This is a genomic window from Acidovorax sp. LjRoot129 (genome assembly GCF_964253765.1).
In the GTDB taxonomy this organism is placed as follows: domain Bacteria; phylum Pseudomonadota; class Gammaproteobacteria; order Burkholderiales; family Burkholderiaceae_C; genus Acidovorax.
In genome coordinates this window covers 3,317,532-3,341,026 of the sequence record NZ_CAXUSE020000001.1, presented here as the reverse complement: position 1 = coordinate 3,341,026, position 23,495 = coordinate 3,317,532, and the positions used below count along the sequence as shown (strand labels likewise).

19 protein-coding genes are annotated in these 23,495 nt (G+C 66.8%); 6 read left to right on the top strand and 13 right to left on the bottom strand.

Annotated features, from left to right (window positions below):
- The first annotated feature begins 74 nt into the window (after positions 1-74).
- Positions 75-1,502 carry an efflux RND transporter periplasmic adaptor subunit gene (locus tag ACSQ3Q_RS15350; RefSeq protein WP_436135216.1) on the top strand — a complete coding sequence of 476 codons (1,428 nt, stop codon included), beginning with the start codon at positions 75-77 and terminating at the stop codon, positions 1,500-1,502.
- 16 nt (positions 1,503-1,518) lie between these two features.
- Positions 1,519-4,689, top strand: coding sequence for an efflux RND transporter permease subunit (locus tag ACSQ3Q_RS15345; protein ID WP_436135215.1), 3,171 nt, complete (start codon positions 1,519-1,521; stop codon positions 4,687-4,689).
- A 104-nt stretch (positions 4,690-4,793) separates the two neighbouring features.
- Here the strand turns inward: ACSQ3Q_RS15345 and ACSQ3Q_RS15340 are convergent, their stop codons facing one another.
- From ACSQ3Q_RS15340 to ACSQ3Q_RS15295, 10 genes are all read right to left on the bottom strand, one after another.
- A complete protein-coding gene (locus ACSQ3Q_RS15340; protein ID WP_436135214.1) occupies positions 4,794-5,129 on the bottom strand; it encodes a thioredoxin family protein in 336 nt (111 codons plus the stop codon).
- A gap of 142 nt (positions 5,130-5,271) precedes the next feature.
- On the bottom strand, positions 5,272-6,633 hold the full coding sequence (gene moeA / locus ACSQ3Q_RS15335) for a molybdopterin molybdotransferase MoeA (RefSeq protein ID WP_436135213.1): 1,362 nt from the start codon (positions 6,631-6,633) through the stop codon (positions 5,272-5,274).
- A 67-nt stretch (positions 6,634-6,700) separates the two neighbouring features.
- Complete coding sequence (locus tag ACSQ3Q_RS15330; protein WP_436135212.1) at positions 6,701-7,294, bottom strand: GNAT family N-acetyltransferase; 594 nt, start codon at positions 7,292-7,294, stop codon at positions 6,701-6,703.
- An 86-nt stretch (positions 7,295-7,380) separates the two neighbouring features.
- On the bottom strand, positions 7,381-8,013 hold the full coding sequence (gene mobA / locus ACSQ3Q_RS15325) for a molybdenum cofactor guanylyltransferase MobA (protein WP_436135211.1): 633 nt from the start codon (positions 8,011-8,013) through the stop codon (positions 7,381-7,383).
- 30 nt (positions 8,014-8,043) lie between these two features.
- Positions 8,044-8,427 carry a DUF6713 family protein gene (locus ACSQ3Q_RS15320; protein WP_436135210.1) on the bottom strand — a complete coding sequence of 128 codons (384 nt, stop codon included), beginning with the start codon at positions 8,425-8,427 and terminating at the stop codon, positions 8,044-8,046.
- Positions 8,428-8,548: 121 nt separating this feature from the next.
- A complete protein-coding gene (moaA, locus tag ACSQ3Q_RS15315; RefSeq protein WP_436137011.1) occupies positions 8,549-9,685 on the bottom strand; it encodes a GTP 3',8-cyclase MoaA in 1,137 nt (378 codons plus the stop codon).
- Positions 9,686-9,897: 212 nt separating this feature from the next.
- On the bottom strand, positions 9,898-10,659 hold the full coding sequence (locus ACSQ3Q_RS15310) for an SDR family oxidoreductase (RefSeq protein WP_436135209.1): 762 nt from the start codon (positions 10,657-10,659) through the stop codon (positions 9,898-9,900).
- Positions 10,660-10,719: 60 nt separating this feature from the next.
- A complete protein-coding gene (locus ACSQ3Q_RS15305) occupies positions 10,720-11,352 on the bottom strand; it encodes a DUF2889 domain-containing protein (protein WP_436135208.1) in 633 nt (210 codons plus the stop codon).
- A gap of 86 nt (positions 11,353-11,438) precedes the next feature.
- Positions 11,439-12,872 carry an aldehyde dehydrogenase family protein gene (locus ACSQ3Q_RS15300; RefSeq protein WP_436135207.1) on the bottom strand — a complete coding sequence of 478 codons (1,434 nt, stop codon included), beginning with the start codon at positions 12,870-12,872 and terminating at the stop codon, positions 11,439-11,441.
- Between the two features lie 93 nt (positions 12,873-12,965).
- Positions 12,966-13,670, bottom strand: a complete 705-nt coding sequence (locus ACSQ3Q_RS15295; RefSeq protein ID WP_436135206.1) for a Crp/Fnr family transcriptional regulator — start codon at positions 13,668-13,670, stop codon at positions 12,966-12,968.
- A 152-nt stretch (positions 13,671-13,822) separates the two neighbouring features.
- Here ACSQ3Q_RS15295 and ACSQ3Q_RS15290 point away from each other — a divergent pair, with 152 nt between their 5' ends.
- The 3 genes from ACSQ3Q_RS15290 to ACSQ3Q_RS15280 all read left to right on the top strand — a co-directional run bounded on the left by ACSQ3Q_RS15290 (position 13,823) and on the right by ACSQ3Q_RS15280 (position 16,407).
- On the top strand, positions 13,823-14,347 hold the full coding sequence (locus ACSQ3Q_RS15290) for a DUF962 domain-containing protein (RefSeq protein WP_436135205.1): 525 nt from the start codon (positions 13,823-13,825) through the stop codon (positions 14,345-14,347).
- A 153-nt stretch (positions 14,348-14,500) separates the two neighbouring features.
- Positions 14,501-15,382, top strand: a complete 882-nt coding sequence (locus ACSQ3Q_RS15285; RefSeq protein ID WP_436135204.1) for a bile acid:sodium symporter family protein — start codon at positions 14,501-14,503, stop codon at positions 15,380-15,382.
- 14 nt (positions 15,383-15,396) lie between these two features.
- Positions 15,397-16,407 (top strand): MBL fold metallo-hydrolase, encoded by a 1,011-nt coding sequence (locus ACSQ3Q_RS15280; protein ID WP_436135203.1) that lies wholly within the window; start codon positions 15,397-15,399, stop codon positions 16,405-16,407.
- Between the two features lie 28 nt (positions 16,408-16,435).
- Here the strand turns inward: ACSQ3Q_RS15280 and ACSQ3Q_RS15275 are convergent, their stop codons facing one another.
- On the bottom strand, positions 16,436-17,257 hold the full coding sequence (locus ACSQ3Q_RS15275; protein ID WP_436135202.1) for a metal-dependent hydrolase: 822 nt from the start codon (positions 17,255-17,257) through the stop codon (positions 16,436-16,438).
- 143 nt (positions 17,258-17,400) lie between these two features.
- Between ACSQ3Q_RS15275 and ACSQ3Q_RS15270 the strand changes: the two genes are divergently transcribed.
- The gene (locus ACSQ3Q_RS15270) at positions 17,401-18,018 is read left to right on the top strand and encodes a TetR/AcrR family transcriptional regulator (protein ID WP_436135201.1); all 618 of its coding nucleotides are present in this window, start codon (positions 17,401-17,403) and stop codon (positions 18,016-18,018) included.
- 607 nt (positions 18,019-18,625) lie between these two features.
- Here ACSQ3Q_RS15270 and ACSQ3Q_RS15265 read toward each other — a convergent pair.
- Together ACSQ3Q_RS15265 and ACSQ3Q_RS15260 are read right to left on the bottom strand one after the other, a co-directional pair.
- Positions 18,626-21,016 (bottom strand): DUF1631 family protein, encoded by a 2,391-nt coding sequence (locus ACSQ3Q_RS15265; RefSeq protein ID WP_436135200.1) that lies wholly within the window; start codon positions 21,014-21,016, stop codon positions 18,626-18,628.
- A 115-nt stretch (positions 21,017-21,131) separates the two neighbouring features.
- On the bottom strand, positions 21,132-23,213 hold the full coding sequence (locus ACSQ3Q_RS15260) for a sodium-translocating pyrophosphatase (RefSeq protein ID WP_436135199.1): 2,082 nt from the start codon (positions 23,211-23,213) through the stop codon (positions 21,132-21,134).
- Positions 23,214-23,495 lie beyond the last annotated feature (282 nt).

Below are 23,495 nucleotides of genomic sequence, written 5' to 3'. Positions count from 1 at the left end.
CAGCCGCTGCAGCGCGTGACACGCACTGATACATTCTTTGGTTGCGCTCCCCACTCACTCGGCTTGATTGATCCATGGCGTCCAAGAACAGAACCATCGTTTTCGCTGTCATCGGCATTGCTGCCGCCTCCGGAGCCGCCTGGTGGCTGCAAAAGCCTGCCCAGGCACCGCGCACCGAAGTGGCGGCTGCACCAGGCGCCAGCAACGGCGCGCCCGCAGGCGGCGCGCCGGGCCGCGGCGCCCAGGGCGGTGCCGGCCGGGCCGTGGCGGTAGAGGCCGTGCCTGTGCGGCAGATGGCCTTGCGCGACGACGCCGATGCCGTGGGCAGCCTGCGGTCGCGCCAAAGCGTGGTGCTGCGCCCTGAAGTCAGCGGCCGCATCACACAGCTCAACTTTCGCGATGGCCAGCGCGTCAAGCGCGGCCAGGTGCTGGTGCAGTTTGACGACCAGCTGCCCCGTGCCCAGATCCAGCAGAGCCAGGCAGAAATGTCGATTGCCCAGGCCAACCACAAACGCAACCAGGAGCTCGTGGCCCAGGGCTTCATCAGCCAGCGCTCGGTGGACGAAAGCGCAGCCAACCTCGAAGTCGCCCAGGCCAAGCTCTCGCTGGCGCGCGCCACCGCATCGCGCCTGAAGATCGTGGCGCCGTTCGACGGCATTGCCGGGATCCGCGGGGTGAACGTGGGCGACTACCTCAAAGACGGCGCGGACATCGTCAACGTGGAAGACCTCGACGCGGTGTATGTGGACTTTCGCCTGCCCGAGCGCCTGCAGGGCAAGGTGCGCACGGGGCAGACCGCCCAGGTGTCTTTTGATGCGCTGCCCGGGGTGCGCTACAGCGCCGTGGTGCAGGCCATCAACCCGCAGATCGATGCCGACGGCCGCTCCGTGGCAGTGCGCGGCTGCATCGACAACCGCCGGCTGGAGCTGCGCCCGGGCATGTTTGCACGCGTGACGGCCGTGTTTTCAGAGCGCGCGGATGCGCGGGTGATCCCCGAAGAGGCTGTGGTGCCCGACGGCACCAGCCCGCATGTATTCAAGATCGTCGATGGCAAGGAGCCCGGTAGCCGGGTGGCCCGCCGCACCCCCGTGAAGCTGGGCGCGCGCACCCCCGGCTGGGTAGAGGTGGTCGACGGCCTCGCCGTAGGCGACCTGGTGGTGTCCGCCGGACAGCAGCGTGTTCAGAAGTACGGCACGGCGGTGCGTGTGGTGGAGCTGGGCAAGCCCGGCAACGGGGCGGCGCCTTCGGCGGCCCGCGCGGCATCTGGCCCCGGCGCTGCAGCTTCGCGCACCTCGGCACCTGCCGATGCACCTGCGACAACGGGTACCGCGGGCAGCGCGCCCGTTGCCGCGGCCCCTGCAACCGCGGCAGTTGCGCCGCCGGTCGCTGCGGCTGCACTGCCACCGCTGGCGGTGCCCCTGCCGGGCGCCAACCCCTGCCTTGCAGCAAGCATGTCCTCCGGGCGCAATGCGCCACCGGCCCCTTCGCGTGCGCCAGCCTGATTGAGCCCCCACTGCCATGCAACTCGCTGAAATATCGATACGCCGGCCGGTCTTTGCGACCGTGCTGTCGCTGCTGGTGCTGCTGATCGGCGCGGTGAGCTTCACGCGCCTGTCGGTGCGCGAATACCCCAAGATCGACGAGCCCGTGGTGACGGTCAGCGTGCGCTACGCAGGCGCCTCGGCCGAGGTCATCGAGTCGCAGGTCACCAAGCCGCTGGAAGACTCCATCGCCGGCATCGACGCGGTGGACGTGATCACCTCCATCAGCCGCCCCGAGCAAAGCCAGATCAGCGTGCGCTTTCGCCTCGAGAAGGACGCCGACAACGCCGCCGCCGAAGTGCGCGACCGCACGGCCCGCGTGCGCAACCGCTTGCCGGATGCCGTGGACGAGCCGGTCATCGCCAAGGTCGAGGCCGATGCGTCGCCCGTGATGTGGCTGGCCTTCAGCAGCGAAACGCGCAGCCCGCTTGAGATCAACGACCTGGTCAACCGCATCGTGAAGCCGCGCCTGCAGACGGTGACCGGCGTGGCCGATGTGCCCATCTACGGCGAGCGCAAGTACGCCATGCGCGTGTGGCTGGACCCTGAACGCATGGCCGGCTACCGCCTGACCACGCAGGACGTGGAAGACGCCATCCGGCGCAACAACCTGGAACTGCCCGCCGGCCGCATCGAATCGCAGCAGCGCGAATTCAGCGTCACCTCGCAAACCGACCTGTCCACACCGGGCCAGTTCTCCGAGATAGTGATCCGCACCGTCAACAACTTTCCTGTGCGCATCAAGGATGTGGCGCGGGTAGAAGAAGGTGCCGCCAGCGACCGCAGCCGCGTGCGCCTGAACGGGCGCGAGGCCATCTCGGTCGGGGTGATCCGCCAGGCCACGGCCAACCCGCTGGAACTGGCCAAGGGGGTGCGGGCGATGATGCCCATCCTCAAGGCCGATCTGCCCGCGGACATCCTGATCGACGTGGCCAACGACAACTCGCTCTTTATCGACCGGTCCATCAAGAGCGTGTACTCCACCATCATCGAAGCCGTGGTGCTGGTGGCGCTGGTGATCTTCGTCTTCCTGCGCACGCTGCGCGCGTCCATCATCCCCATCATCACCATCCCGGTGAGCTTGGTGGGCAGCTTTGCGCTGATGTCGCTGGCGGGCTTCTCCATCAACACACTCACGCTGCTGGCGCTGGTGCTGGCCATTGGCCTGGTGGTGGACGATGCCATCGTGATGCTGGAGAACATCTACCGGCACATCGAAGAAGGGCTCGACCCCTTCTCCGCCGCCATCAAGGGCGCGCGCGAGATCGGCTTTGCCATCGTGGCCATGACGCTGACGCTGGTGGCGGTGTATGCACCGCTGGCCTTCACGCCGGGCCGCACGGGCCGGCTGTTTGTCGAATTTGCGCTGGCGTTGGCCGGGGCGGTGGTGGTGTCGGGCTTCGTGGCGCTGACCCTCTCGCCGATGATGTGTTCGCTGCTGCTCAAGCACAACCCCAAGCCCAACTGGTTCGACCGCTCCATGGAGCGCTGGCTCACCCAGTTGTCGGACGCCTATGGCCGCCTGCTGCGCTGGATCGTCACGGCCCGTTGGGGTGGGAGCGGCAAAGACAGCGGCACCGGGCGCGGCGGCCGCATCCGGGGCGCGATCTTCCAGGCACGCTGGATCGTGGTCGGGATCATGGCGATCAGCGGCGCTGCACTCTTCGTGGTGTACCCCAGCATGCGCCAGGAACTGTCGCCGCTGGAAGACCGGGGCACGGTGCTCGTCAACGTCACCGCGCCCGACGGCGCGACCCTCGAATACACCAACCGCTACGCGCTCGAGCTTGAAAAAGTCGGGCGCGACTACCCCGAATTCGACCGGATCTTCGCCAACATCGGCAACCCCACCGTGGCGCAAGCCAGCGTGATCTACCGCACCGTCGACTGGGAGGAGCGCAAACGCACCACGCTGGAGCTGGCGCGTGACCTGCAGCCCAAGGTGGCCGGCCTTCCGGGCGTGAGCGCGTTCCTCATCACGCCACCATCGCTGGGCCAGGGCTTTCGTGCGCGGCCGCTCACCTATGTGATCCAGACCTCTGACACCTACGAGAACCTCAACCAGGTCACCACGGCGTTCATGGCCGAGATCGCGCAGAACCCGGGCATCGTCGGCCCCGACATCGACTTGCGCCTGAACAAGCCCGAGCTTCGCATCGAAGTGAACCGCGAGCGCGCGGCCGACCTGGGTGTGAACGTCGACGTGGTGGCCAAAGCCATCGAGACCATGCTGGGCGGGCGCACTGTCACGCGCTACAAGCGCGATGCCGAGCAGTACGACGTGATCGTGCAGACCGCCGCACGCGGCCGCACCACGCCCGAGAACATCGACGCCATCTATGTGCGCGGGCGCAACGATTCGATGATCCCGCTCTCAAGCCTCGTCAAGGTGCGCGAGAGCGTGAGCCCGCGCGAGCTCAACCACTTCGGTCAGCGCCGCTCGGCCACCATCACCGCCAACTTGTCGCCCGACTACTCACTGGGCGAAGCGCTCAAGTTCATGGACGACACTGCTGCCAAGGTGCTCAAGCCCGGGTACACGACCGATCTGAACGGCACCTCGCGCGAGTTCAAGAGCTCGCAGGGTGCTTTGGGCATTGTGTTCGTGCTGGCGCTGGTATTCATCTTCCTGGTGCTGGCCGCGCAATTCGAAAGTTTCATCGACCCGCTGGTGATCATGGTGTCGGTACCGCTGTCGATGGTGGGCGCGCTGCTGGCGCTCAAGTGGAGTGGCGGATCGCTCAACGTCTATTCGCAGATCGGCCTGATCACGCTGGTGGGCCTCATCACCAAGCACGGGATCTTGATCGTCGAGTTCACGAACCAGCTGCGTGAGCAGGGCATGGAGATGGTCGATGCGTTGGTCAAGGCGTCGGCCCAGCGCCTGCGCCCCATCCTGATGACCACCGGCGCCATGGTGCTGGGCGCCATCCCGTTGGCGCTGGCCACCGGCGCAGGTGCCGAGACCCGCATGCAGATCGGCTGGGTCATCGTGGGCGGCATGTCGCTGGGCACGCTGCTTACCATCTTCGTGGTGCCCACCATGTACACGCTGTTCGCGCGCAAATCGGTGCCGGGCGCGAACACGGCGGTGGCGACCGAAGAGCCCGCGCACACGCTGCACATGCATGATTACGTAGGCAAGTAGCTGTTGTGCTGACTCTCAAACAAAAGGCCCCGTCGGGGCCTTTTGTTTTTGTGTCGGCTGGGGTTCGAGCCCGAGTTGCTCGCCGCCCACCGCTGGAGGCGTGTTCAGCCTGCTGGCGCTGCAATGGTTTGCAGGGCGTTCACGATGTCCTGCTGGCCCTGCGGGCGCACCAGCCGCTCTACTTCTTTGCCGTCCTTCAAAAACACCAGCGTCGGCCAGAGCTTCACGCCAAAGCTGCGGCCCAGGCGCTGGCCGGGGCCGTCTTCCACCTTGACGTGGGAGACCTCAGCACGGTCCTTCAGGGCGCCCTCGATCAGGGGTTGGGCCCGCTGGCAGTGGCCGCACCAGGGCGTGCCGAACTCCAGCACCGTGGCGCCGTTCAGGCTGTCGATGGCTTCGCGGGATGGTGGCTGGGCAAGGTGTGTGGCGGTGTAGGGCATGGCGTGTTTCTATCAACTAAGAGGGTCCAGCGGAATGGGTCCAGCGTACGCAGTCAGGGCAAGGTGAGGGCAGGGGCTATCGCCGCGAACGGGTGTCAGTGCGGGACGACACCGCGATCCACGAAGACCTTGCCAGGGCGGATCAAATGGCGCCGTCAAACACCATCACGTCCACCATGTCGCCCACGGCCACGTTGCCCTGGCCGTGGTGCAGCACGATGAGACCGTTGGCCTGCACCATGGAGCTGAGCACGCCCGACCCCTGGTTGCCGGTGGTGCGCACCTGCAGCGTGCCGTCGGGTGCGGTGGTGACGGTGCCACGCTGGTATTCGGTGCGGCCGGGCTTTTTGCGCAGCGCTTCAGTGCACACCGCACGCAGCAGCGGTGGCGCGGCGCGGGTGCTGCCCATCATGCGCAGCAGGGCGGGGCGCACAAAGGCGAGGAACGTCACCATCACCGCCACAGGATTGCCCGGCAGCCCAAAAAGCACTGCCCCTGTGTTTGGATTGCGTTCGCTATTATTTTTATAGCTATCAGCGCTTATAGATAAAGCGCTAGAGCCTGTTTTGGCTTCAAATTCAGCGCCGGCGATGCGCCCCACGGCCATCGGGCGGCCGGGGCGCATGGCGATGCGCCAGAAGGCCACGTCGCCCAGCTTCTTCATCATCGTGCGGGTGTGGTCGGCCTCGCCCACGCTCACGCCCCCGCTGGTGATGATGGCGTCGGCTTGCTGGCCCGCGCTGCGGAACGCGGCCTCCAGCAGCTCAGGCTCGTCGCGCACCACGCCCAGGTCGATCACTTCTACGCCCAGTCGTGTGAGCAGGCCGAACACCGTGTAGCGGTTGCTGTCGTACACCGCGCCTTCCCGGGGCGCCTCGCCCAGGCTCAGGATTTCGTCGCCGGTCGAAAAATACGCCACGCGCAGGCGCCGGTAGACCGTCACGGTGGGCAGGCCCAGGCTGGCTACCAGGCCCAGCGCCGCGGGCGTGAGCAGCTCGCCACGCGCCAGCGCCACGCCGCCTTCCATCAAGTCTTCACCCTTGAAGCGGCGGTTGTCGCCCACCCGCAGCACATCGGCCGCGATGGTGATGTGCTGACCCGCGTCAGGTGAGCTGGTGAACTCCTGCGGCACCACCGTGTCCAGCCCCGCGGGCATGATGGCGCCGGTCATGATCTTCACGCACTCGCCCACGGCCACGCTGCCGGCCCAGGCCTTGCCAGCCAACGCCGTGCCCACCACGCGCAGCGTGAGCGGCTGGCCCTCCACCAGTTGTGCGCCGGCCAGCGCATAGCCGTCCATGGCCGAGTTGTCGTGGGGCGGCACGCTGATGGGCGATACGACGTCGCGTGCCACTACGCGGCCGAGCGCCTGGAAGAGCGGCAGCTCTTCGGTCTGCGTCACGGGCTCGACCAGGCGGTCCAGAAACGCGTTGACGTCGGCAGCGCTCAGGGCCTGCGGGTCGTAGCCCTGCAGTTCAGCGGCGATTTGGGCAATGGTCTTCATGGGCGATGAGGCAATCGATTAGGGCAATCTGCTCTGCCGTATTGTGGTCACCGCGGTGCGGCTGCGGTCACTTGGAGCGGCAGGCGGGAAAAGGGTCCGAGGTTAGCAAAAGCAGCATGTGCAGCTTGTCGTAGGCCACGTGGTTGACCACCACAGCGCGCGGCAGCAGCCCCCAGGCGCTAAAGCCTGCCTGTTCGTACAGTCGCACCACGTGGGTGTTGGTCGAGGTCACGGTCAGCACCAGTTGCGTGAGCCCCGGCACCTGGCGCGCGGCCTGCACACAGGCGGCCACCAGTTGCTGCCCGATGCCCTGGCGCTGCGCCGCGGGCGCGACCATCATGCCGACCACGCTGGCGCAGTGGCGCTGCTGGGCGCGTTGCTCGCGCTCGCAGCCCACACAGCCCAGCAGCTGGCCGGCCGTGTTGAACGCGCCCAGGAAGAACATGCCCGATTCCACCGAGCCAAAACGCACCGCGTATTCCTTGGCCGGGCGGCCCACCGATGAGGCGTAGTCGGACGTGAACGCATCGGGCGCCGTGCGCAGCGCCTCGTCGCGCAATGCCTTGTAGGCCACGGCATCGGCCGCCGTCAGCGCGCGGATGCGCACTGCCGGTGGGGCGGGCACCGGGGCCGCGGATGCATTGCTGTGGGCGTTGGGCATGGTGGGGTAAAGACAGCGCTGGGGGGCGGCGCGATGTGTTGTACGGCGTGCGGGATATGGCTGGGAGCGCACAGTGCGCGCCAGGCCTAACGGTTTGCCGCCCCCTCCAGCGCGTGCAGCTCGGCCAGCGTGTTGGCGTTGAAGAAGGCTTGCGGATCGTCACCCGGCCGGTCAAACGGCACCAACGCGCAGCGGTGCTGGCCCGTCCACGCGTCAATCTTGCGGCCACCTGCCTGGGTGAACGCCACCAGGCTTTCGAGCAGCTCCACGCGCAGCAGGCAGAACACCGGCTGGGGGCGCACATTGAGGCGGCCCTGGCCGTCGTCCTCCGGCGCACACGCCATGGCGATGTCCGCGTCCTGCTCGCTGGCAGCCGCCGCCAGGCGGGTGGCCAGGTCGAGCGGGAAGAGGGGCGTATCGCAGGGCACCGTCAGCAGCCACTGTGTTTCGCAGCGCTCAAGCCCGGTCAAAAAGCCTGCGAGCGGGCCGGCATAGTCGGCCAGCACATCGGGCCACACCGGGGCGCCAAACGCCTCGTAGGCCGCAAGATTGCGGTTGGCGTTGACCATCGAAGCGCCCGTCTGCATCTGCAGCCGCATCAGCGTGTGCAGCGCCAGCGGCAGCCCGCGAAAGTTCTGCAGGCCCTTATCGACCCCGCCCATGCGGGAGCCTCGGCCGCCGGCAAGCACAAGGCCGGTGATGTATTGGGTGTCAATCATGGAGGTGCGCCTGGCGTAAAAATGAAGGTGTTAACCGGGCTGCTGGCCACGCAGTGCGGTCAGCTGCAGGCACGAAAGGACGGCCGTGCAGGCCAACAAGCCCAGGGACACAGGTTGAGTGAATGCGTCGTGCCCCAGCGCAAAGAACAGGCCATGAATCGCCACGGTCAGGGCCCCCAGACAAGGCATCAGCTTGTAGAACAGCAGGGCGCTGGTGCCCGTGCCGCGGGCCACCTGCGCCTGCGCGTACAGCACCAGCGCAATGATGGGCAGGTTCAGCAACAGGTTGACCTGGTTGCCGCCGGGGATGTGAAACAGCTCCCATTCGTGCCAGTACGCGGCGTCGATCTGGTGGGTGATCAGGACCGTGGCATTGGCCAGAAACAGCGCACGGTGCTTGGGGGCGAGGGGCATGGCGTGGGTTCGAGGAAAAGAGGATGTCGGCAGCAACCCATGGTGCCTTACAAATCGGTGTTCGAGCCATCGCGCGGCGATAACGCTCTGCAGGGCAATCGTGTTGCGACGGCCACCACTGTTATCCGCCGATGTAACTCATCTCCACCCGCCGCGCTCCTTGCCCGGTTTCCGCAGGCAGGCTGCTGCGCAGCTCCGAATAGCGGTCGGTGCGCTGCTGCCAGATGGGGGCGATGGCCGATGCAATCGCATCGTCGCTGGCGCCGCCGCGCAGCAGGGTGCGCAGGTCGTAGCCCTGGCTGGCAAAGAGGCACAGGTAGAGCTTGCCTTCGGTGGACAGGCGGGCGCGGTTGCAGTCGTGGCAGAAGGCCTGGGTCACGCTGCTGATCACGCCCACCTCTCCCAGGCTCGCGTCGTGCTGGCCGGCGGCATTGGCGTAGCCCCAGCGCTCGGCGGTCTCGCCGGGGCTGCTGGGGCTGAGCTGCACCAGTGGCAGCTCGGCGCGCAGGCGCTCGATGAGCTCGGCCGACGGCAGCACTTCGTCCATGCGCCAACCGTTGGTGGCGCCCACGTCCATGTATTCGATAAAACGCAGCGTGGTGCCCGTGCCGCGGAAGTGGCGGGCCATGGGCAGGATTTCATGGTCGTTGGTGCCACGCTTGACCACCATGTTGACCTTGATCTGCGACAGGCCGGCAGCGTGCGCGGCCTCGATGCCGTCGAGCACGTCCGCCACCGGAAAATCCACATCGTTCATGCGGCGAAAGATCGCGTCGTCCAGGCCATCCAGGCTCACCGTCACGCGGCTCAGGCCGGCGTCCTTCAAGGCCTTGGCCTTGCGCGCGAGCAGCGATCCGTTGGTGGTGAGCGTGAGGTCGGGCGCCAGGCCGTCCACGGTGCGCAGCTCGGCCAGCTGGGCCACCAGCGCTTCAAGGTTCTTGCGCAGCAGGGGCTCGCCGCCGGTCAGCCGGATCTTGCGCACGCCGTGCGCCAGAAACAGCCGCGCCAGCCGCGTGATCTCTTCAAAGCTGAGCAGGGCGCCATGGGGGAGGTAGGGGTAGTCCTTGTCGAACACTTCCTTGGGCATGCAGTAGTTGCAGCGGAAGTTGCAGCGGTCCGTGACGCTGATGCGCAGGTCCCGCAGCGGGCGGCCCCGGGTGTCGGTAAGCAGGCCCGTGGGCGCCGTGGCGTGCAACGGCACCCGTGCCGCCAGTGCGGCGATGCGTTGGTCAACCAGGGGAATCACACGTTCGGCCATGGCGTGATTTTGCCGCATGGACTGCTTTCGCGGGGGGATGCCCCTGGCAGGGGAATTGACCGGGATCAATGGGCGGCATGGTGGCGCAGCCTGCGGTGACGGGCCAGCGAGGTTGCGTATTCAGGCCGCAGCGCAGTGCGCGCCGGCAAAACGAAGGGGCGAGGCGCGAGGAATGCGGCAGCCGTGGACGCGGCATCCCCGCCCTGCGGGCCTCAAACGCAGCGCGCGCCGTCTACCTCAATGCACACGCCGCTGATGAACGAACCCTCATCACTGGCCAGGTAGAGCGCAGCGTTGGCCACGTCGAGCGCGGTGGAAAAGCGGCCCAGTGGAATGCTGGCCAAAAACTTGGCGCGGCGCGCCTCGTCTACCGGGCCACCGGCAAACTCGGCGGCCAGGCCGGTGTCGGGGTTGAACACGGGGTTGATGCAGTTCACGCGGATGTTGTCGGGGCCCAGCTCGGCGGCCATGGACTTGCTGGTGATGATGACGGCGCCCTTGGAGCCGTTGTACCAGGTCAGGCCCGGGCGCGGACGCAGCCCGGCTGTGGAGGCAATGTTGATGATGCTGCCGCCACCGGCCTTGCGCAGCGCGGGCACGGCGTGGATGGCCGACAGGTAGATGCTCTTCATGTTGATGGCGTAGACCTTGTCGAAGTCTTCCTCGCTCACCTCCAGCATGGGGCGGTTGCGGTGTGTCCAGCCCGCGTTGTTGACCACCACGTCGAGCTGGCCGTACAGGCGCACGGCCTCGTCCACCATCGCCTTGACCTCGGCAGACTTCGTCACGTCGGCCTTGAAGAAGGCCGCTGTGCCACCGGCCGCCGTGATGTCGGCCACCACGCGCTGGCCACCGGCTTCGTTGATGTCGTTGACGATGACCTTGCCGCCCTCGGCCGCCAGGCGCTTGGCAATGCCTTCACCAATGCCGTTGCCGGCGCCGGTAACGATGATGGATTTGTTCTGTGCGCGCATGGGGTCTCCGATGGGTGTTTGGGGTTTAAATCAAATTTGATAGCTGCTTGCGCTGATTTATCAAGCGCTAGAGGCTGATTTGACTGGTATTTCTGGTGTGGTCGGCTGCGACGACGTTTGCGAGGCGCTCGCTCGGACAGCAGGCGCCTGCGGCACCCGGCCGTAGAACTGCGGAAAAAATTCCTTCACGCCGTTGCCGTTGAAGTCCCATCCCGTGCACTGGCCCAGGTGGCGGGGCGGCTCGTCGGGGTTGCTCGACGAAAAAACGGCCGGCACCGACTGAAAGGCCGCCGTCGCCAGGTTGAACAGCAGCTCGCGCAGGTGGGTGCAGCTGGCCACGCCACCCAGGTGCTTCTGGATGGCCTGGCGCCAGCCGCGCGCCATGCTGCAGCCCACCATCTGCTGCAGCGCGGCCTGGGCCTCGGTGCAGCCTTTGAGCGGGTGCGAATCCATGGCCACATCGATGGCCTGCACCACCAGCTGGCGGTTGACCGTGACGCGCAGCCACATGTGGTGGATGGCCTCGCCCGACAGACGCGTGCGCGTCGGATCGCGGTGCGAGGGCGCGTCGTAGGCTTTGCTGTCGTGCAGCTCGCCTTCGATGTCCCACAGGCCATCGTCGCGTTCAAAGCCCTGGTAGTTCACCCGGCGGACATGCTTCAGGGTGCGGGGGGCGGGAGGGCTCAGGGGCATGGCGGAAGAAAAATCGTCGTACAGAAGAAGCCGAGGTTAGCGGGGCCTGCACGCGCCGTCGTGTGCGAGCGGGACACCTGTGTGCTTCAGCCGTACTTGATGGCGACGGTCTTCAAGGTCGTGAAGCCATACAGCGCTTCGAAACCCTTCTCACGGCCGTAACCGCTGGATTTGACGCCGCCAAACGGCAGCTCCACGCCGCCCGCAGCGCCGTAGTTGTTGATGAACACCTGGCCGCTGTGCACGCGCTTGGCCATGCGGAACTGGCGGGCGCCGTCGCGCGTCCAGATGCCGGCCACCAGGCCGAACTGCGTGGCGTTGGCCAGCTCCACCGCATGGTCCTCGTCCTCGAACGCCATGGCGCTGAGCACGGGGCCGAAGACTTCCTCTTGCGCCAGCCGGTGGTTCACCGGCACATCGCGCAGCAACACGGGCGCCTGGTAGTAGCCGGTGTCGGGTGCGTCAGCCACCACGATGCCCTGGGCGACCATGGGAATGCCGGCGACCTGCGCGTCCGACAAAAAGTCCCACACGCGCTGCTGCTGCGTCTGGCGGATCAGCGGGCCCACGTCCAGGTCCATCGCGGCCGGGCCCACGCGCAGCGCCTCAAAGGCCGTGCCCAGGCGCTCGAGCAGTGGCTCGTAGATCAACGCATCGATCAGCACGCGTGAGCCCGCCGAGCAGGTCTGCCCGGCGTTCTGCACGATGGCGTTGATGACCACGGGGACGGCAGCATCGAGGTCGGCATCGGCAAAGATGATTTGCGGGCTCTTGCCGCCCAGCTCCAGCGTCACTGGGCAGTGGCGCTCGGCGGCCACCTGCTGGATCAGCGTGCCGATCTTGGGGCTGCCGGTGAAGCTGATGTGGTCGATGCCGGGGTGGCGCGCCAGCGCGTCGCCTACCTCGTGGCCGTAGCCGGTGACGATGTTGAGCGCGCCGGAGGGGAAGCCCACTTCGGCCGCCAGCTGCGCCACGCGGATCAGCGACAGGCAGGCGTCTTCGGCCGGCTTGACCACGCAGACGTTGCCTGCAGCCAGGGCTCCGCCCACGCTGCGGCCAAAGATTTGCATGGGGTAGTTCCAGGGGATGACATGACCGGTGACGCCGTGCGGCTCGCGCCAGGTCAGCACGCTGTAGCCATCGGGGTAGGGGATCGTCTCGCCGTGGAACTTGTCGCAGGCGCCAGCGTAGAACTCGAAGTAGCGTGCCAGCGCAATCGCATCGGCCCGCGCCTGCTTGGTGGGCTTGCCGCAGTCGCGCTGTTCCAGCGCGGTGAGCTCATCGGCATGCTCCAGGATCTTGGCCGAGAGCTTTTGCAGCAACCGGCCACGCTCGACCGGCGCCAGCTTTTGCCACACCGCGTGGTAGCACTGGCGCGCCGCATGCACCGCCGCATCGATGTCGTCGGCGTTGCTGCGCTGGATCTCGTCGAAGGGCTGGCCGTCGGACGGATCGATCATGGGGATCGTGCGGCCCGATGCGGAAGGAACCGAGGCGTTGGCGATGTAGTTCAGTTGCATGGCCGTCATTTTGCCCGGAAATGGAATGTGTGCTTATTATTTGTGTCAAATAGGCACCTGGCGCTTGTTGCATAAGCGCTGGTAGCTATTGTTTCAGTAGCATGTGGCGCGCAGTGCGCCCAGGTCCAGGATTTCCACTTCGCCGCGCTGCACGCGCAGCAGGTGCCGCGCCTCCAGGTCTTTGAGGATCTGGTTGGTGGTCTGGCGTGAGATCGCCAGCATCAGCGACAACTGCTCCTGCGAGATGGACAGCACACGGCGCGACTGGCCCTCGGCCGTCCATTGGCCGTAGCCCTCGGCCATCATCACCAGCCGCCTGGCCAGCCGCTGCGGGGCGGGCAGCAGGGCCAATTCCTCCATGGCCACAAAGGCGGTGCGCAGCTTGTCGGTGAGCAGCAGGGCCAGCGCATGCCAGTGCACCGGGTGCGCCTGCAGCCAGGCCTGCAGCCGTTCGTGCGGCACCTGCAGCAGGGTGCTGGCCTCGGCCGCATGGGCGTCGTGCGTGCGTGCGGAGCCGTCAAACACCGAGATCTCGCCAAACCAGTTGGGTGGTTCCAGCCGCGTGAGCAGCGCGGCGCGCGCCTCATTGGCCCGCCCGCCCGTACCCGAGATGCTGATCGCCCCGCGCACCACCGCGTACAGGCCACAGGGCGCGTCACCCCGCAAAAAGAGCACCTCGCCCGCCTGCAGCTGGCGCAGGTGCGCCATGCCGATCAGCGGCTGGGCAAAGTCCGCGGGCAGGTGGGCAAACCAGCGGCCGGACGCAAGGATGGGCAGATAGGCGGCGGGGTCGGTCATGCAGTCTGAACAGTGCGCAAGGCGCGTAGTGGAGGGCGGCGGGGGCCGGAGGAGGGTGGCCGGAGTAGGTCTTTTTGTCGTGTGCACGACAGACGCTGGCGTGGCCGCGGAGCGAGTATTGATGCTGCTCAAAAGAACACCCGGAGACACCCATGAAAACCCTGATCGACCACCTCTCCCAGTACGCCGATTACCACCGCGACCCGCGCAACATCCACACCCATTTTGTGGGCGTGCCAATGATCATGTTCGCCGTGGTGGTGCTGCTCTCGCGCCCCACGTGGATGGTGGGCGATCTGCCGGTCACCCCGGCCTTGTTCTGCGCACTGGCCAGCAGCGTCTTTTACTTTCGCCTCGATGCCCGCTTCGGCCTGACCATGGCCGCGCTGTTGGCAGCCATGCTGGCAGTGGCGCAATGGCTGGCCGTGCAGAGCATGGCCGTGTGGCTGGCCTCGGGCATCGGCCTGTTTGCGGTGGGCTGGGTGATCCAGTTTGTGGGCCACTACTACGAAGGCCGCAAGCCCGCCTTTGTGGACGACCTTGTGGGTCTGCTGGTCGGGCCTCTGTTTGTGGTGGCCGAGTGGGCGTTTGCCCTCGGCCTGCGCAAGGAAGTACAGGCCGCCATCGAAGCCCGCAGCGGCCCGGTGCGGCAGCGTACGGGCCAGGCGGCTGCGTAAGCACGCATCGCCTTCCGCCCCACTTTTTTCCTGTTCTTTTTGTTGTTGTCCGGGTTGCGGCACCAGGCCCACGGCGCCCTCGGGGTATGCCGTGGGCCGTGCTGTTTCTACCCGCATTGAATGGAGCGCGGCCGATTGCGGCCGCGTGCGCACATGAGTTTTGTGTCCGTGCTTCCCACCTTGTTGTTCATCGCCCTCGGGCTGGTCATGTTTGGTCTTGGGCTGTCGCTCACGGTGGGCGATTTCAAGCGCCTCATGCACCACCCGCGGGCCGTCGTGCTGGCCCTGGCGCTGCAGGTGCTGGTGTTGCCCGCAGCGTGTTATGCGCTCATCGTGCTGCTGGGCGTGGCGCCCATCTACGCGGTGGGGCTGATGCTGCTGGCAGCGTCGCCCGGCGGTGTGTCGGCCAATCTGTTCAGCCATCTGTTTGGGGGCAACGTGGCGATGAACATCTCGCTCACGGCCATCAACACCGTGCTGTCCATCGTGAGCCTGCCGCTCATCACCAACTGGGCCATCAACACCTTTGCGCACACGGGGCAGGTGGTGCCGCTGCAGTTTGGCAAGGTGGTCGAGGTGATCGTCATCGTGCTGGTGCCCGTGGTCCTGGGCATGGCGGTGCACCGACGCGCGCCGGCCTTCAGCGCGCGCATGGAAAAGCCCATGAAGATCTTCAGCGCCGTGGTGCTGGCCGCGTTTGCGCTGATTGCGATTGCCAAGGAATGGACAGCGCTGGTCGAATCCTTCGCGGGCATCGGTCCGGCCGTGTTGCTGTTCAACGCCATCAGCCTCGCGTCGGGCTACTACCTGTCGCGCGCGGCGGGGCTGGATAAATCGATGGCCACGGCCATCAGCTTTGAGATCGGCATCCACAACTCCACGCTGGCGATTTTTATTGCGTTGTCGGTACTGGGCAATTTCCAGCTGGCACTGCCTGCAGCCATTTACTCGGTCAGCATGTACGTCCTGGCCACGCTGTTTGGCACGCTGGTGCTGCGGCGGCAAGCCCAGGCTGCTGTGAAGGCGGTGCCCTAGTGGGGACCGTGACGGTGTTCAAGAGGGCAGTGCTGGCGGTGCTGGCCCTGGTGCTGCTGGCGCTGGCTGCGCTCTGGTGGGCGCTGCAGCAGCATCGATCGCTCGCCCCGTACGCGGACCTGCATTGGAAGGCGCCCGTTGGCAGCGGGCCGCCGGCGCCGCTGAAGGTGACTTTCCTCGGGGTTTCCACCGTGCTGCTGGACGATGGTGAAACGGCCTTGCTCACCGACGGCTTTTTCTCCCGCCCCGGCAAGCTGCAGACCTTCCTTGGCAAGGTGGAGCCCGACCTGCAGGCCATCGCCCAGGGCCTGGAGCGTGCCGGGCTGACCGGCAAGACGGGCAGGCTCGCAGCGGTGATCCCCGTGCATTCGCACTATGACCATGCCATGGATGCTCCCGAGGTCGCCCGGCGCACGGGCGCGTTGCTGCTGGGCTCGCCGTCCACGGCCAACGTGGGCCGGGGCGCGGGATTGCCTGAAGCGCAGATCCGCATCGCCAAGCTGGGGGAGCCCCTGCATTTTGGGCGTTTTACCGCCACGTTGTACCCCAGCCGGCATGCGCCCACCGGCTTCACCGGCGGCGAGATCACAGAGCCCTTGCACCCGCCTGTGCGTGCCAGCGACTACAAGGAAGGCCAGAGCTATGCGCTGCACATCGAGCATGGCGGCAAGACCTTGCTCATCGTGGGCAGCGCAGGCTTTGAGCACGGGGCCCTGCGGGGCGTGCACGCCGACGTGGTGATGCAGGGCATTGGCGCCCTGGGCCCGCGGCCCGAGAGCTACCGCGACGCGCTGTGGACCGAGGTGATTACCGCAGTGGGCGCGCGGCGCGTCATCCCTATCCACTGGGACGACTTCTGGCAGCCGCCCGGCCAACCCCTGCAGCCGATGCCGCCGCCGCTCGACGACTTTGATGCATCCATGGCCTACCTGCGTGCCCGGGGGAGCCGCGAGGGGGTGGAGGTGCGGCTGCCGCTGGAATGGCTGCCGATGGATGTGTGGGCCGGGTTGCCCCAGGGCCGTTGAAGGTAATCCTGCGGGTGTCAGGGAAGGCTCATCGCGCGCCGACGGGCACGTACGCCTGGCTGTGCTCGGCCAACCAGCGCTGCGAGAGGTCGGTGCCGTGCTGGCTGGGATGGAAGTCGCGCCGCAGGTACTCGCGCCAGGGGCGCCATGTCTCGCGCACCAGGCCGCCTTTGCCAAACAGCGTGCGCGCGGCACTGGACCAGGTGCGCCACTGCCACAGCGTGCCATCGCGGCGCAGGTTGCCCACCGTCTGGCGCAGCACATCGCCGAGAAAGACGATGGTGATGCGGCGAAACCAGGTGATGCGCCACTCGTGGTTGCCGCCCAGGGCTTGATAGATGTCGAAGGCGGTGTTCTTGTGCTCGGACTCTTCGGCGCAATGCCACTGCCACATGGTGGCCAGGCGCGGCTCCGCACCCTGCAGGGTCCCGGGGTGGGCCAGCAGCCATTCGGCCAGCAGGGCGGTGAAGTGCTCGTTGGCCGCGGTCACGGCCAGAGGGTGGCGCGGGTCGGCGCCGTCGAAGAGCTTCATGCGTTCCTGCGCACGTGCGGCCCATTCGTTGACCAGGCCTTGCTTTTCAAGGTGGCCATTGAACAGGGCGTGGATGCGGCGGTGCGTGGCCTCCTGCCCGATGAAGCCGCGCACCTCGTCCGCAAATTGCGCGTGTTGCTCGGGCGCCATGGCCTTGTGGCCGCCCTTCACCGCGTCGATAAAGAACTGCTCGCCCACCGGGAAACTCATCGACAGCGCGTTGAAGAACGCCGTGCGAAACGCGTCGCCACCGCACCAGTGGCGGTCAAACGGAGTCTCCAGGTCGATGAGCAGCCGGCGCACGACGAGTTCGGTCATGAAAGAATCTCCTGCAGCGCTTTGGCGCTGGTAAAAAAAGGGCATCTAGACGGCATTGGTACTTGGCCGTACCAGGGTGCCGCATCATGGATGGCGGGTGTGGTACTGTCAAGTACCTTTTGGTGAGAAGGGATCTGCGCGCTATGACTGCTGTTGAGGAAACCACCCCCGTTGGCACCCCGCCGCTGGTTGCGGAACACCGCGCCCGCCTGCTCGAGGGCATGGCCCGCGCCGTGGCCGCCAAGGGCTATGCCGACACCACGATCGCCGACATCGTGCGCGAGGCCAGCGTGTCGCGCCGCACGTTCTACGAACACTTTGCCGACAAGGCCGAATGCCTGACGGCGCTGTACGAATCGGCCAGCCGCAACGCGCTGGCGGTGCTGCGCGGCGCCATTGACCCGCAAAGCGACTGGCAGGCGCAGCTCGAGCAGGCGCTGTCGGCGTATTTCGGCGCGCTGGCCTGCAATCCGGTCTTGCTGCGCACGCTCTTCATCGAGATTCTGGGCCTGGGCATGCCGGGCCTTGCCGCACGGCGGCGGGCCAACCAGCAACTGGTGGACCTGATGCTGGAAGTGATCAACCGGCGCGCCGACAAAGATCACGGCGCGCCGTTGCACCCGGCCATGGCGATCGCGGTGGTGGGGGGCATTAATGAGATGGTGCTGCAGTCCATTGAACTAGGCCGAGCGGGGGAGTTGGCGGAACTGGTGGCGCCCTCGGCGGCCTTGCTGCGGGCGGCGGTGGCGGCGCAGGTGTGAAGGGCGCGCGCTGCGTGCCGGCGCGGGTCTGGTCAGCCCCTGACCTTATGCCGTGAAGGCGGCGCGAAAAGCGGAGTTGAAGGCCGATGCGGGAGGCCTGCTGAAGCCAGCCGGCACGCCAGACCACGCGCCAAAGGGAATGCGTAAACCCCGTGCTAAACGAAAGGCGCCAAACGCCTGCCGAAGTGCAGGCGTAAAAAAGCCCGCCGAAGCGGGCTAAGGCCCTGACAAATCCCCTCGATCTCTCGAATGTCGCAAAAGCCTTGGACTGAACGCATGCAGGGTATCACCCTGCCACGGATTTGACTACCTGGGGAACGCTAAGGAGCTGCTGCGCGATCGAGCGGCCATCGAGCGGTGCGAATGTGGAGCGATGGGGTGCCCGGTGAGCCTTCGGCAATCGCTGCCCCAGCCTTTTCAACGCTGCCGAGCGCCGGGTCTACGCTCCACGCCGCGCAATTCGTGAAGGGGATTCCAAGACCGCGGCAGCGAGGCCCTCAGCGCGGGAGATCCGCCAAGCCGGTGCAGCGGGCCATTTTTTCAATAAAAAAGGCCTCCAGCGCTTATTCCATAAGCGCAAGTAGCTCTTCTTTTAGTAGCAAAACCCTCATAGCCTGCTCTCCACGCTGTTGCGCATGGCCGCCTGCGCCACGGCGTCGAGCGCGCCGTCCACCACGGACTGCTCGGTCAGTACCTGCAGGGCCCCTTGCTGGAAGAGCCGGTCCAGCAGCCGCAGCGTCATCGACTGGGTGCGGCCGGACGCGCTGGTGAAGAGGAAAAGGTTGCCCTGCGAGCCGATCCAGGACAGCTGCGTGCGCTCCCACTGGCCGGCCACGAGCAGGTTCGCCCAGGTGCCGACAGCCAATGGGGGCAGTGCGGTGGGGTCGACGGCTGTGGGCTCCGGCGCCACTGCGGCGTTGACGGATTCGGGCGACTCCGAGAGGTCCATGTGGCCCGATTCGCGGGCCTCGGAGGGCGCGACCCACGGGTCGTCGTCGTCCAGCGGCGCGGGCTGGGCCAGGGCCGGCGCGTCCGCCACGGCAGCCGGGGGTGGGGCCGCTGCACGGGGCCCATGCTTGAAGGCCTGCTGGTGCAGTTGCATCAACAGCTCGAACACGGCCTCGGTGCGGGCCGCCGGGTAGTCGATGGACGCCAAGCCCTCGCGCAGCTTGGCCAACAGCTTGGGCAGCAGGCGGGCAAGGCGGCCGGTGTGGGCGCGGGTCAGCTGGGGCTGTGCGCTCCAGATCAGCGCGTCCACCAGCTCCTGATAACGGCCCGGGTCGGTGCTGCCGCTGGTGTCGGTCAGGCGCGCCTGGGCCACCACTTGCGCCCATGGGCCGAGCAGGAAGCGGGAGACGGCTTCGGGCACCTCGCCGATCTGGGGCAGCAGCCAGATCTCGCGCGAGATCTGGGCGGCCAGCAGGTGGCGCTGCTCGGCGTGCTGCAGTGCCTCGATGGCGCGCAGGCGCTCCTCTTTGCGCGCCTGGTCCTTCTCGGCCCACTTGGCGTGCAGCTGCTCCAGCACGTGCTCAAAATCCTGCGGCCCTTCGATGGTGGCGGTGGCCAGCGGGCCGGCGATGTTCATCAGCGACCGCATGAAGCTCTGAAACCCGGGCGCCTCGGTGCCGTTGAAGGCCAAGCTGCGGTCGGTGATGTCCTGCAGCAGCCGGCGCGCGGCGTGCTCCTTGTGGCTGAAGAAGCGGGGGTCGGCCAGCGCCAGCTGCATCAGCGCAGGCTCCAGCGCGCGGACGAATTGCTGCACGGGCCACATCAGCCGGGCGTCGCGCGCGATGTTGTCCACCATCAGCGAGACCACTTCCATGCTCAGCACCTCGCCCAGGCCGCCAGCGTGCCTGCGCGGTGTATGGGCCGCGTGGTCTGCACTGCCATCGCCTGCCTTTGACCGCTGGCTGCCCAGGCGCTCCATCATCCGGTCGACCTGGTTCATCTCCTGCAGCGCCTCGAAAGCGGCGGGCACGGTGGCGGCGAAATCCGGGGCAGGGGGGTCGATGGGGACGTCGATGGGGGGCAGCGGGTCCGGGTGATCGAACTCGCGGGCCAACGGGTTGGTGAAAGGCTCGGCCGGTCCGCGCCCAGGCGCAGCAGCGATTGGGGATGAAGGCGGTAGCGCGGCTTGGAACGGCAGCGCCTCCTCCATCAGCGCCGCGGGCTCGCTGAATTCGCCCAGCAGCAGGCGGCGCAGGCGGTCCAGCGTCAAGAGCGGGTCGGCCGAAGCCGCCGCTTCGGGCAGGTCGGTCTCGGACGCAAAGCCGGGCGATGCGCCGCCCGCAGCCGGGGCAACGTAGATCACCTGCCCATCGCCCTGGCGCATGGCGTAGCCCACGGGCTGCACACCGCTTTGTTTGAGCCGCTCGATCTGCGCCAGATACAGCGCGCGCAGTTCGTTGCCCAGCGCGTGGGCCAGCGGGCCCATCCAGTCGTGGCGCACTTGGGTGGTCACCTGCATCTGCGACACCAGGGCCTGCAACGCCTGCAAGAAGACTTCGGGCCGCAGCGGGTTGTGTTCGGGCTGAACGCGCGGCAGACCGAGCGCTGCGCACACCAGGGCGTCCAGGTCGGCCAGGGGCCCCTCCACGGCCGTGATCAGCACCTGCCGCGCGCGGGCACGCTCCACGCTTTCGTTGATCTGCGCCTCGTCCATCAGCTCCAGGTCGTCGAAGTGGATGCTGAACAGCGAGCGGGTGGGTTTCTCCTCGTGCTGCGCGGATTCTTCTGCCAGGGCCTTGCGCAGTGCGTCGGGATAACGCTCGGCCATCACAAAGGCCAGGCGTGACAGCTGCTCGCGCGCTTCGCGCAGGGCGTGGAGCTCGCCGGGCGTGCGCGCCTGGTCCTGGCGCGACTGCAGGGCCATGCGCGCAGCCTCGGCAATGTGCTCCATCTGGTGCCGGGCATCCGCCAGCACGCTGTGCACGATGCGTTGGTATGCCGCCGAATGGCTGTCAGAGGGGGCAGTGGCCAGCGGTGGGGTGGGTGTCATGGCCGTCGTGGTGGGTAAAGGGGGGCCTATGGCTGCCATCGTACGCGGCAAAAAGGGGGCCGAGGCCCCCTGTTGTCCCTTACTCCAAGCCCGCGTCGCCCGGAGTCAGTGTGCGTTAACCGCCGTGAAACTTGACCACCAGCGGCACGATCAGCAGGGCCACGATGTTGATGATCTTGATCAGCGGGTTGATGGCCGGGCCGGCCGTGTCCTTGTAGGGGTCGCCCACGGTGTCACCGGTCACTGCGGCCTTGTGGGCTTCGCTGCCCTTGCCGCCGTGGTGGCCGTCTTCGATGTACTTCTTGGCGTTGTCCCACGCGCCGCCGCCGGTGCACATGCTGATGGCCACGAAGAGGCCGGTGACGATGGTGCCCATCAGCAGCCCGCCCAGCGCCTTGGGGCCCAGGGCCAGGCCCACCACGATGGGCACGACCACGGGCAGCAGGCTGGGGATCACCATCTCCTTGATGGCGGCGGTGGTCAGCATGTCCACGGCCTTGCCGTACTCGGGCTTGGCCGTGCCTTCCATGATGCCGGGGATGTCGCGGAACTGGCGGCGCACCTCCACCACCACGGCGCCGGCGGCGCGGCCCACAGCCTCCATGGCCATGGCACCGAACAGGTAGGGGATCAGCCCGCCGATGAACAGGCCCACGATGACCAGGGGGTCCGACAGGTCGAACGTGATGGCGCGGCCGTAGCTCTCGAGCTTGTGGGTGTAGTCGGCAAACAGCACCAGGGCGGCCAGGCCGGCGGAGCCGATGGCGTAGCCTTTGGTCACCGCCTTGGTGGTGTTGCCGACGGCGTCCAGCGGGTCAGTGATGTCGCGCACGCTGCTGGGCAGCTCTGCCATCTCGGCAATGCCGCCTGCGTTGTCGGTGATGGGGCCATAGGCATCCAGCGCCACCACGATGCCCGCCATGGACAGCATGGACATGGCCGCCACCGCAATGCCGTACAAGCCTGCGAGCTGGTAGGCCGAGAGGATGGCCAGGCAGACAAAGATCACCGGCCAGGCGGTGGACCGCATCGACACGCCCAGGCCCGCGATGATGTTGGTGCCGTGCCCGGTGGTGGAGGCCTGCGCGATGTGCTGCACGGGCGAGTACTGCGTGCCGGTGTAGAACTCGGTGATCCAGACCAGCGCAGCCGTCAGCGCCAGCCCGGTGAAGCAGGCGCCAAACAGGCGCATCTGGCTGCCGCTGGCCAGGATGGAGTTGTCCGGCATGATCCACACCGTGACGAAGTAGAAGGCGATGAGCGACAGCACGCCCGCAATCGCCAGGCCCTTGTACAGCGCGGGCATCACGTTCTTCATACCCGGCGAGGCCTTCACAAAGAAGCAGCCGATGATGGACGCGATGATGGACACGGCCCCCAGCGCCAGCGGGTACACCACGGCGTTGACCGGGGCGCTCACCACCAGCAACGCGCCCAGAACCATGGTGGCGATCAGCGTCACCGCATAGGTCTCGAACAGGTCGGCCGCCATACCGGCGCAGTCGCCCACGTTGTCACCCACGTTGTCGGCAATCACGGCGGGGTTGCGCGGATCGTCTTCAGGGATGCCCGCCTCGACCTTGCCCACCAGGTCGGCGCCCACGTCGGCGCCCTTGGTGAAGATGCCGCCACCGAGCCGCGCAAAGATCGAGATCAGTGACGAGCCAAACGCAAAACCGATCAGCGGGTTGAGCAGCGTGGCCAGGTTGGCGGTGGGCGTGAGGTTGCCGTTGCCCGCCAGAAACCAATAGAAGCCCGTGACGCCCAGCAGGCCCAGCCCCACCACCAGCATGCCGGTGATGGCCCCGCCGCGAAACGCCACGTCGAGTGCTGGTCCGATGCCGTGCGTGGCGGCCTGCGCCGTGCGCACGTTGGCCTTCACCGAGACATTCATGCCGATGAAACCGCAGGCTCCGGAGAGCACCGCGCCCACCACAAAGCCCACGGCGGTCGTGCCGTCCAGAAAGATGCCGATGAGGATGGCCAGCACCACGCCGACGATGGCGATGGTCTTGTACTGGCGGGCGAGGTAGGCGGCGGCACCGGCCTGGATGGCGGCGGCGATCTCTTGCATGCGGGCGTTGCCGGGGTCCTTGGCGAGGATCCATCCCCGCGCCCAGATCCCGTAGCCCACCGCAATCAATCCGCAAACCAGAGCCAATATCAGGGGGGCAGTCAGCGCTGTAGTTCCAGCCATTCGTCACTCCTTGAAAATTCAGTCGCACGGAAGGAAACACAACGCAGGTCGGTGGTGCTTCCGCTGCGTTGCTTCCTCGTGCTCCCGGGCTGCTAACGCGCAAGGAGTCGATTGGCCAACAGGGCCAATTTACAGCCAAACGGTGACATGCAAGCGGGCAGAAAGGGGCGTGCACCTAAAATCAGGGTTAATCCCGACAACCGCAGGTTGCTTTGTCCCTTGAACGGACACGGCCGATTACAGCGTGCATCGTGGGTTACGTTCACTAACCACTATTCAAAG

Excerpts from the sequence above, each read along its gene's own strand:
- moeA (WP_436135213.1), bottom strand. The coding sequence starts at position 6,633 with ATGAAGACCATTGCCCAAATCGCCGCTGAACTGCAGGGCTACGACCCG.
- ACSQ3Q_RS15260 (WP_436135199.1), bottom strand. The coding sequence starts at position 23,213 with ATGGCTGGAACTACAGCGCTGACTGCCCCCCTGATATTGGCTCTGGTT.
- ACSQ3Q_RS15320 (WP_436135210.1), bottom strand. The coding sequence starts at position 8,427 with ATGCCCCTCGCCCCCAAGCACCGTGCGCTGTTTCTGGCCAATGCCACG.
- ACSQ3Q_RS15330 (WP_436135212.1), bottom strand. The coding sequence starts at position 7,294 with ATGCCCAACGCCCACAGCAATGCATCCGCGGCCCCGGTGCCCGCCCCA.
- moaA (WP_436137011.1), bottom strand. The coding sequence starts at position 9,685 with ATGGCCGAACGTGTGATTCCCCTGGTTGACCAACGCATCGCCGCACTG.
- ACSQ3Q_RS15350 (WP_436135216.1), top strand. The coding sequence starts at position 75 with ATGGCGTCCAAGAACAGAACCATCGTTTTCGCTGTCATCGGCATTGCT.
- ACSQ3Q_RS15340 (WP_436135214.1), bottom strand. The coding sequence starts at position 5,129 with ATGCCCTACACCGCCACACACCTTGCCCAGCCACCATCCCGCGAAGCC.
- ACSQ3Q_RS15275 (WP_436135202.1), bottom strand. The coding sequence starts at position 17,257 with ATGACCGAACTCGTCGTGCGCCGGCTGCTCATCGACCTGGAGACTCCG.
- ACSQ3Q_RS15300 (WP_436135207.1), bottom strand. The coding sequence starts at position 12,872 with ATGCAACTGAACTACATCGCCAACGCCTCGGTTCCTTCCGCATCGGGC.
- ACSQ3Q_RS15285 (WP_436135204.1), top strand. The coding sequence starts at position 14,501 with ATGAGTTTTGTGTCCGTGCTTCCCACCTTGTTGTTCATCGCCCTCGGG.
- ACSQ3Q_RS15265 (WP_436135200.1), bottom strand. The coding sequence starts at position 21,016 with ATGACACCCACCCCACCGCTGGCCACTGCCCCCTCTGACAGCCATTCG.
- ACSQ3Q_RS15345 (WP_436135215.1), top strand. The coding sequence starts at position 1,519 with ATGCAACTCGCTGAAATATCGATACGCCGGCCGGTCTTTGCGACCGTG.
- ACSQ3Q_RS15310 (WP_436135209.1), bottom strand. The coding sequence starts at position 10,659 with ATGCGCGCACAGAACAAATCCATCATCGTTACCGGCGCCGGCAACGGC.
- ACSQ3Q_RS15290 (WP_436135205.1), top strand. The coding sequence starts at position 13,823 with ATGAAAACCCTGATCGACCACCTCTCCCAGTACGCCGATTACCACCGC.
- ACSQ3Q_RS15305 (WP_436135208.1), bottom strand. The coding sequence starts at position 11,352 with ATGCCCCTGAGCCCTCCCGCCCCCCGCACCCTGAAGCATGTCCGCCGG.
- ACSQ3Q_RS15270 (WP_436135201.1), top strand. The coding sequence starts at position 17,401 with ATGACTGCTGTTGAGGAAACCACCCCCGTTGGCACCCCGCCGCTGGTT.
- ACSQ3Q_RS15295 (WP_436135206.1), bottom strand. The coding sequence starts at position 13,670 with ATGACCGACCCCGCCGCCTATCTGCCCATCCTTGCGTCCGGCCGCTGG.
- mobA (WP_436135211.1), bottom strand. The coding sequence starts at position 8,013 with ATGATTGACACCCAATACATCACCGGCCTTGTGCTTGCCGGCGGCCGA.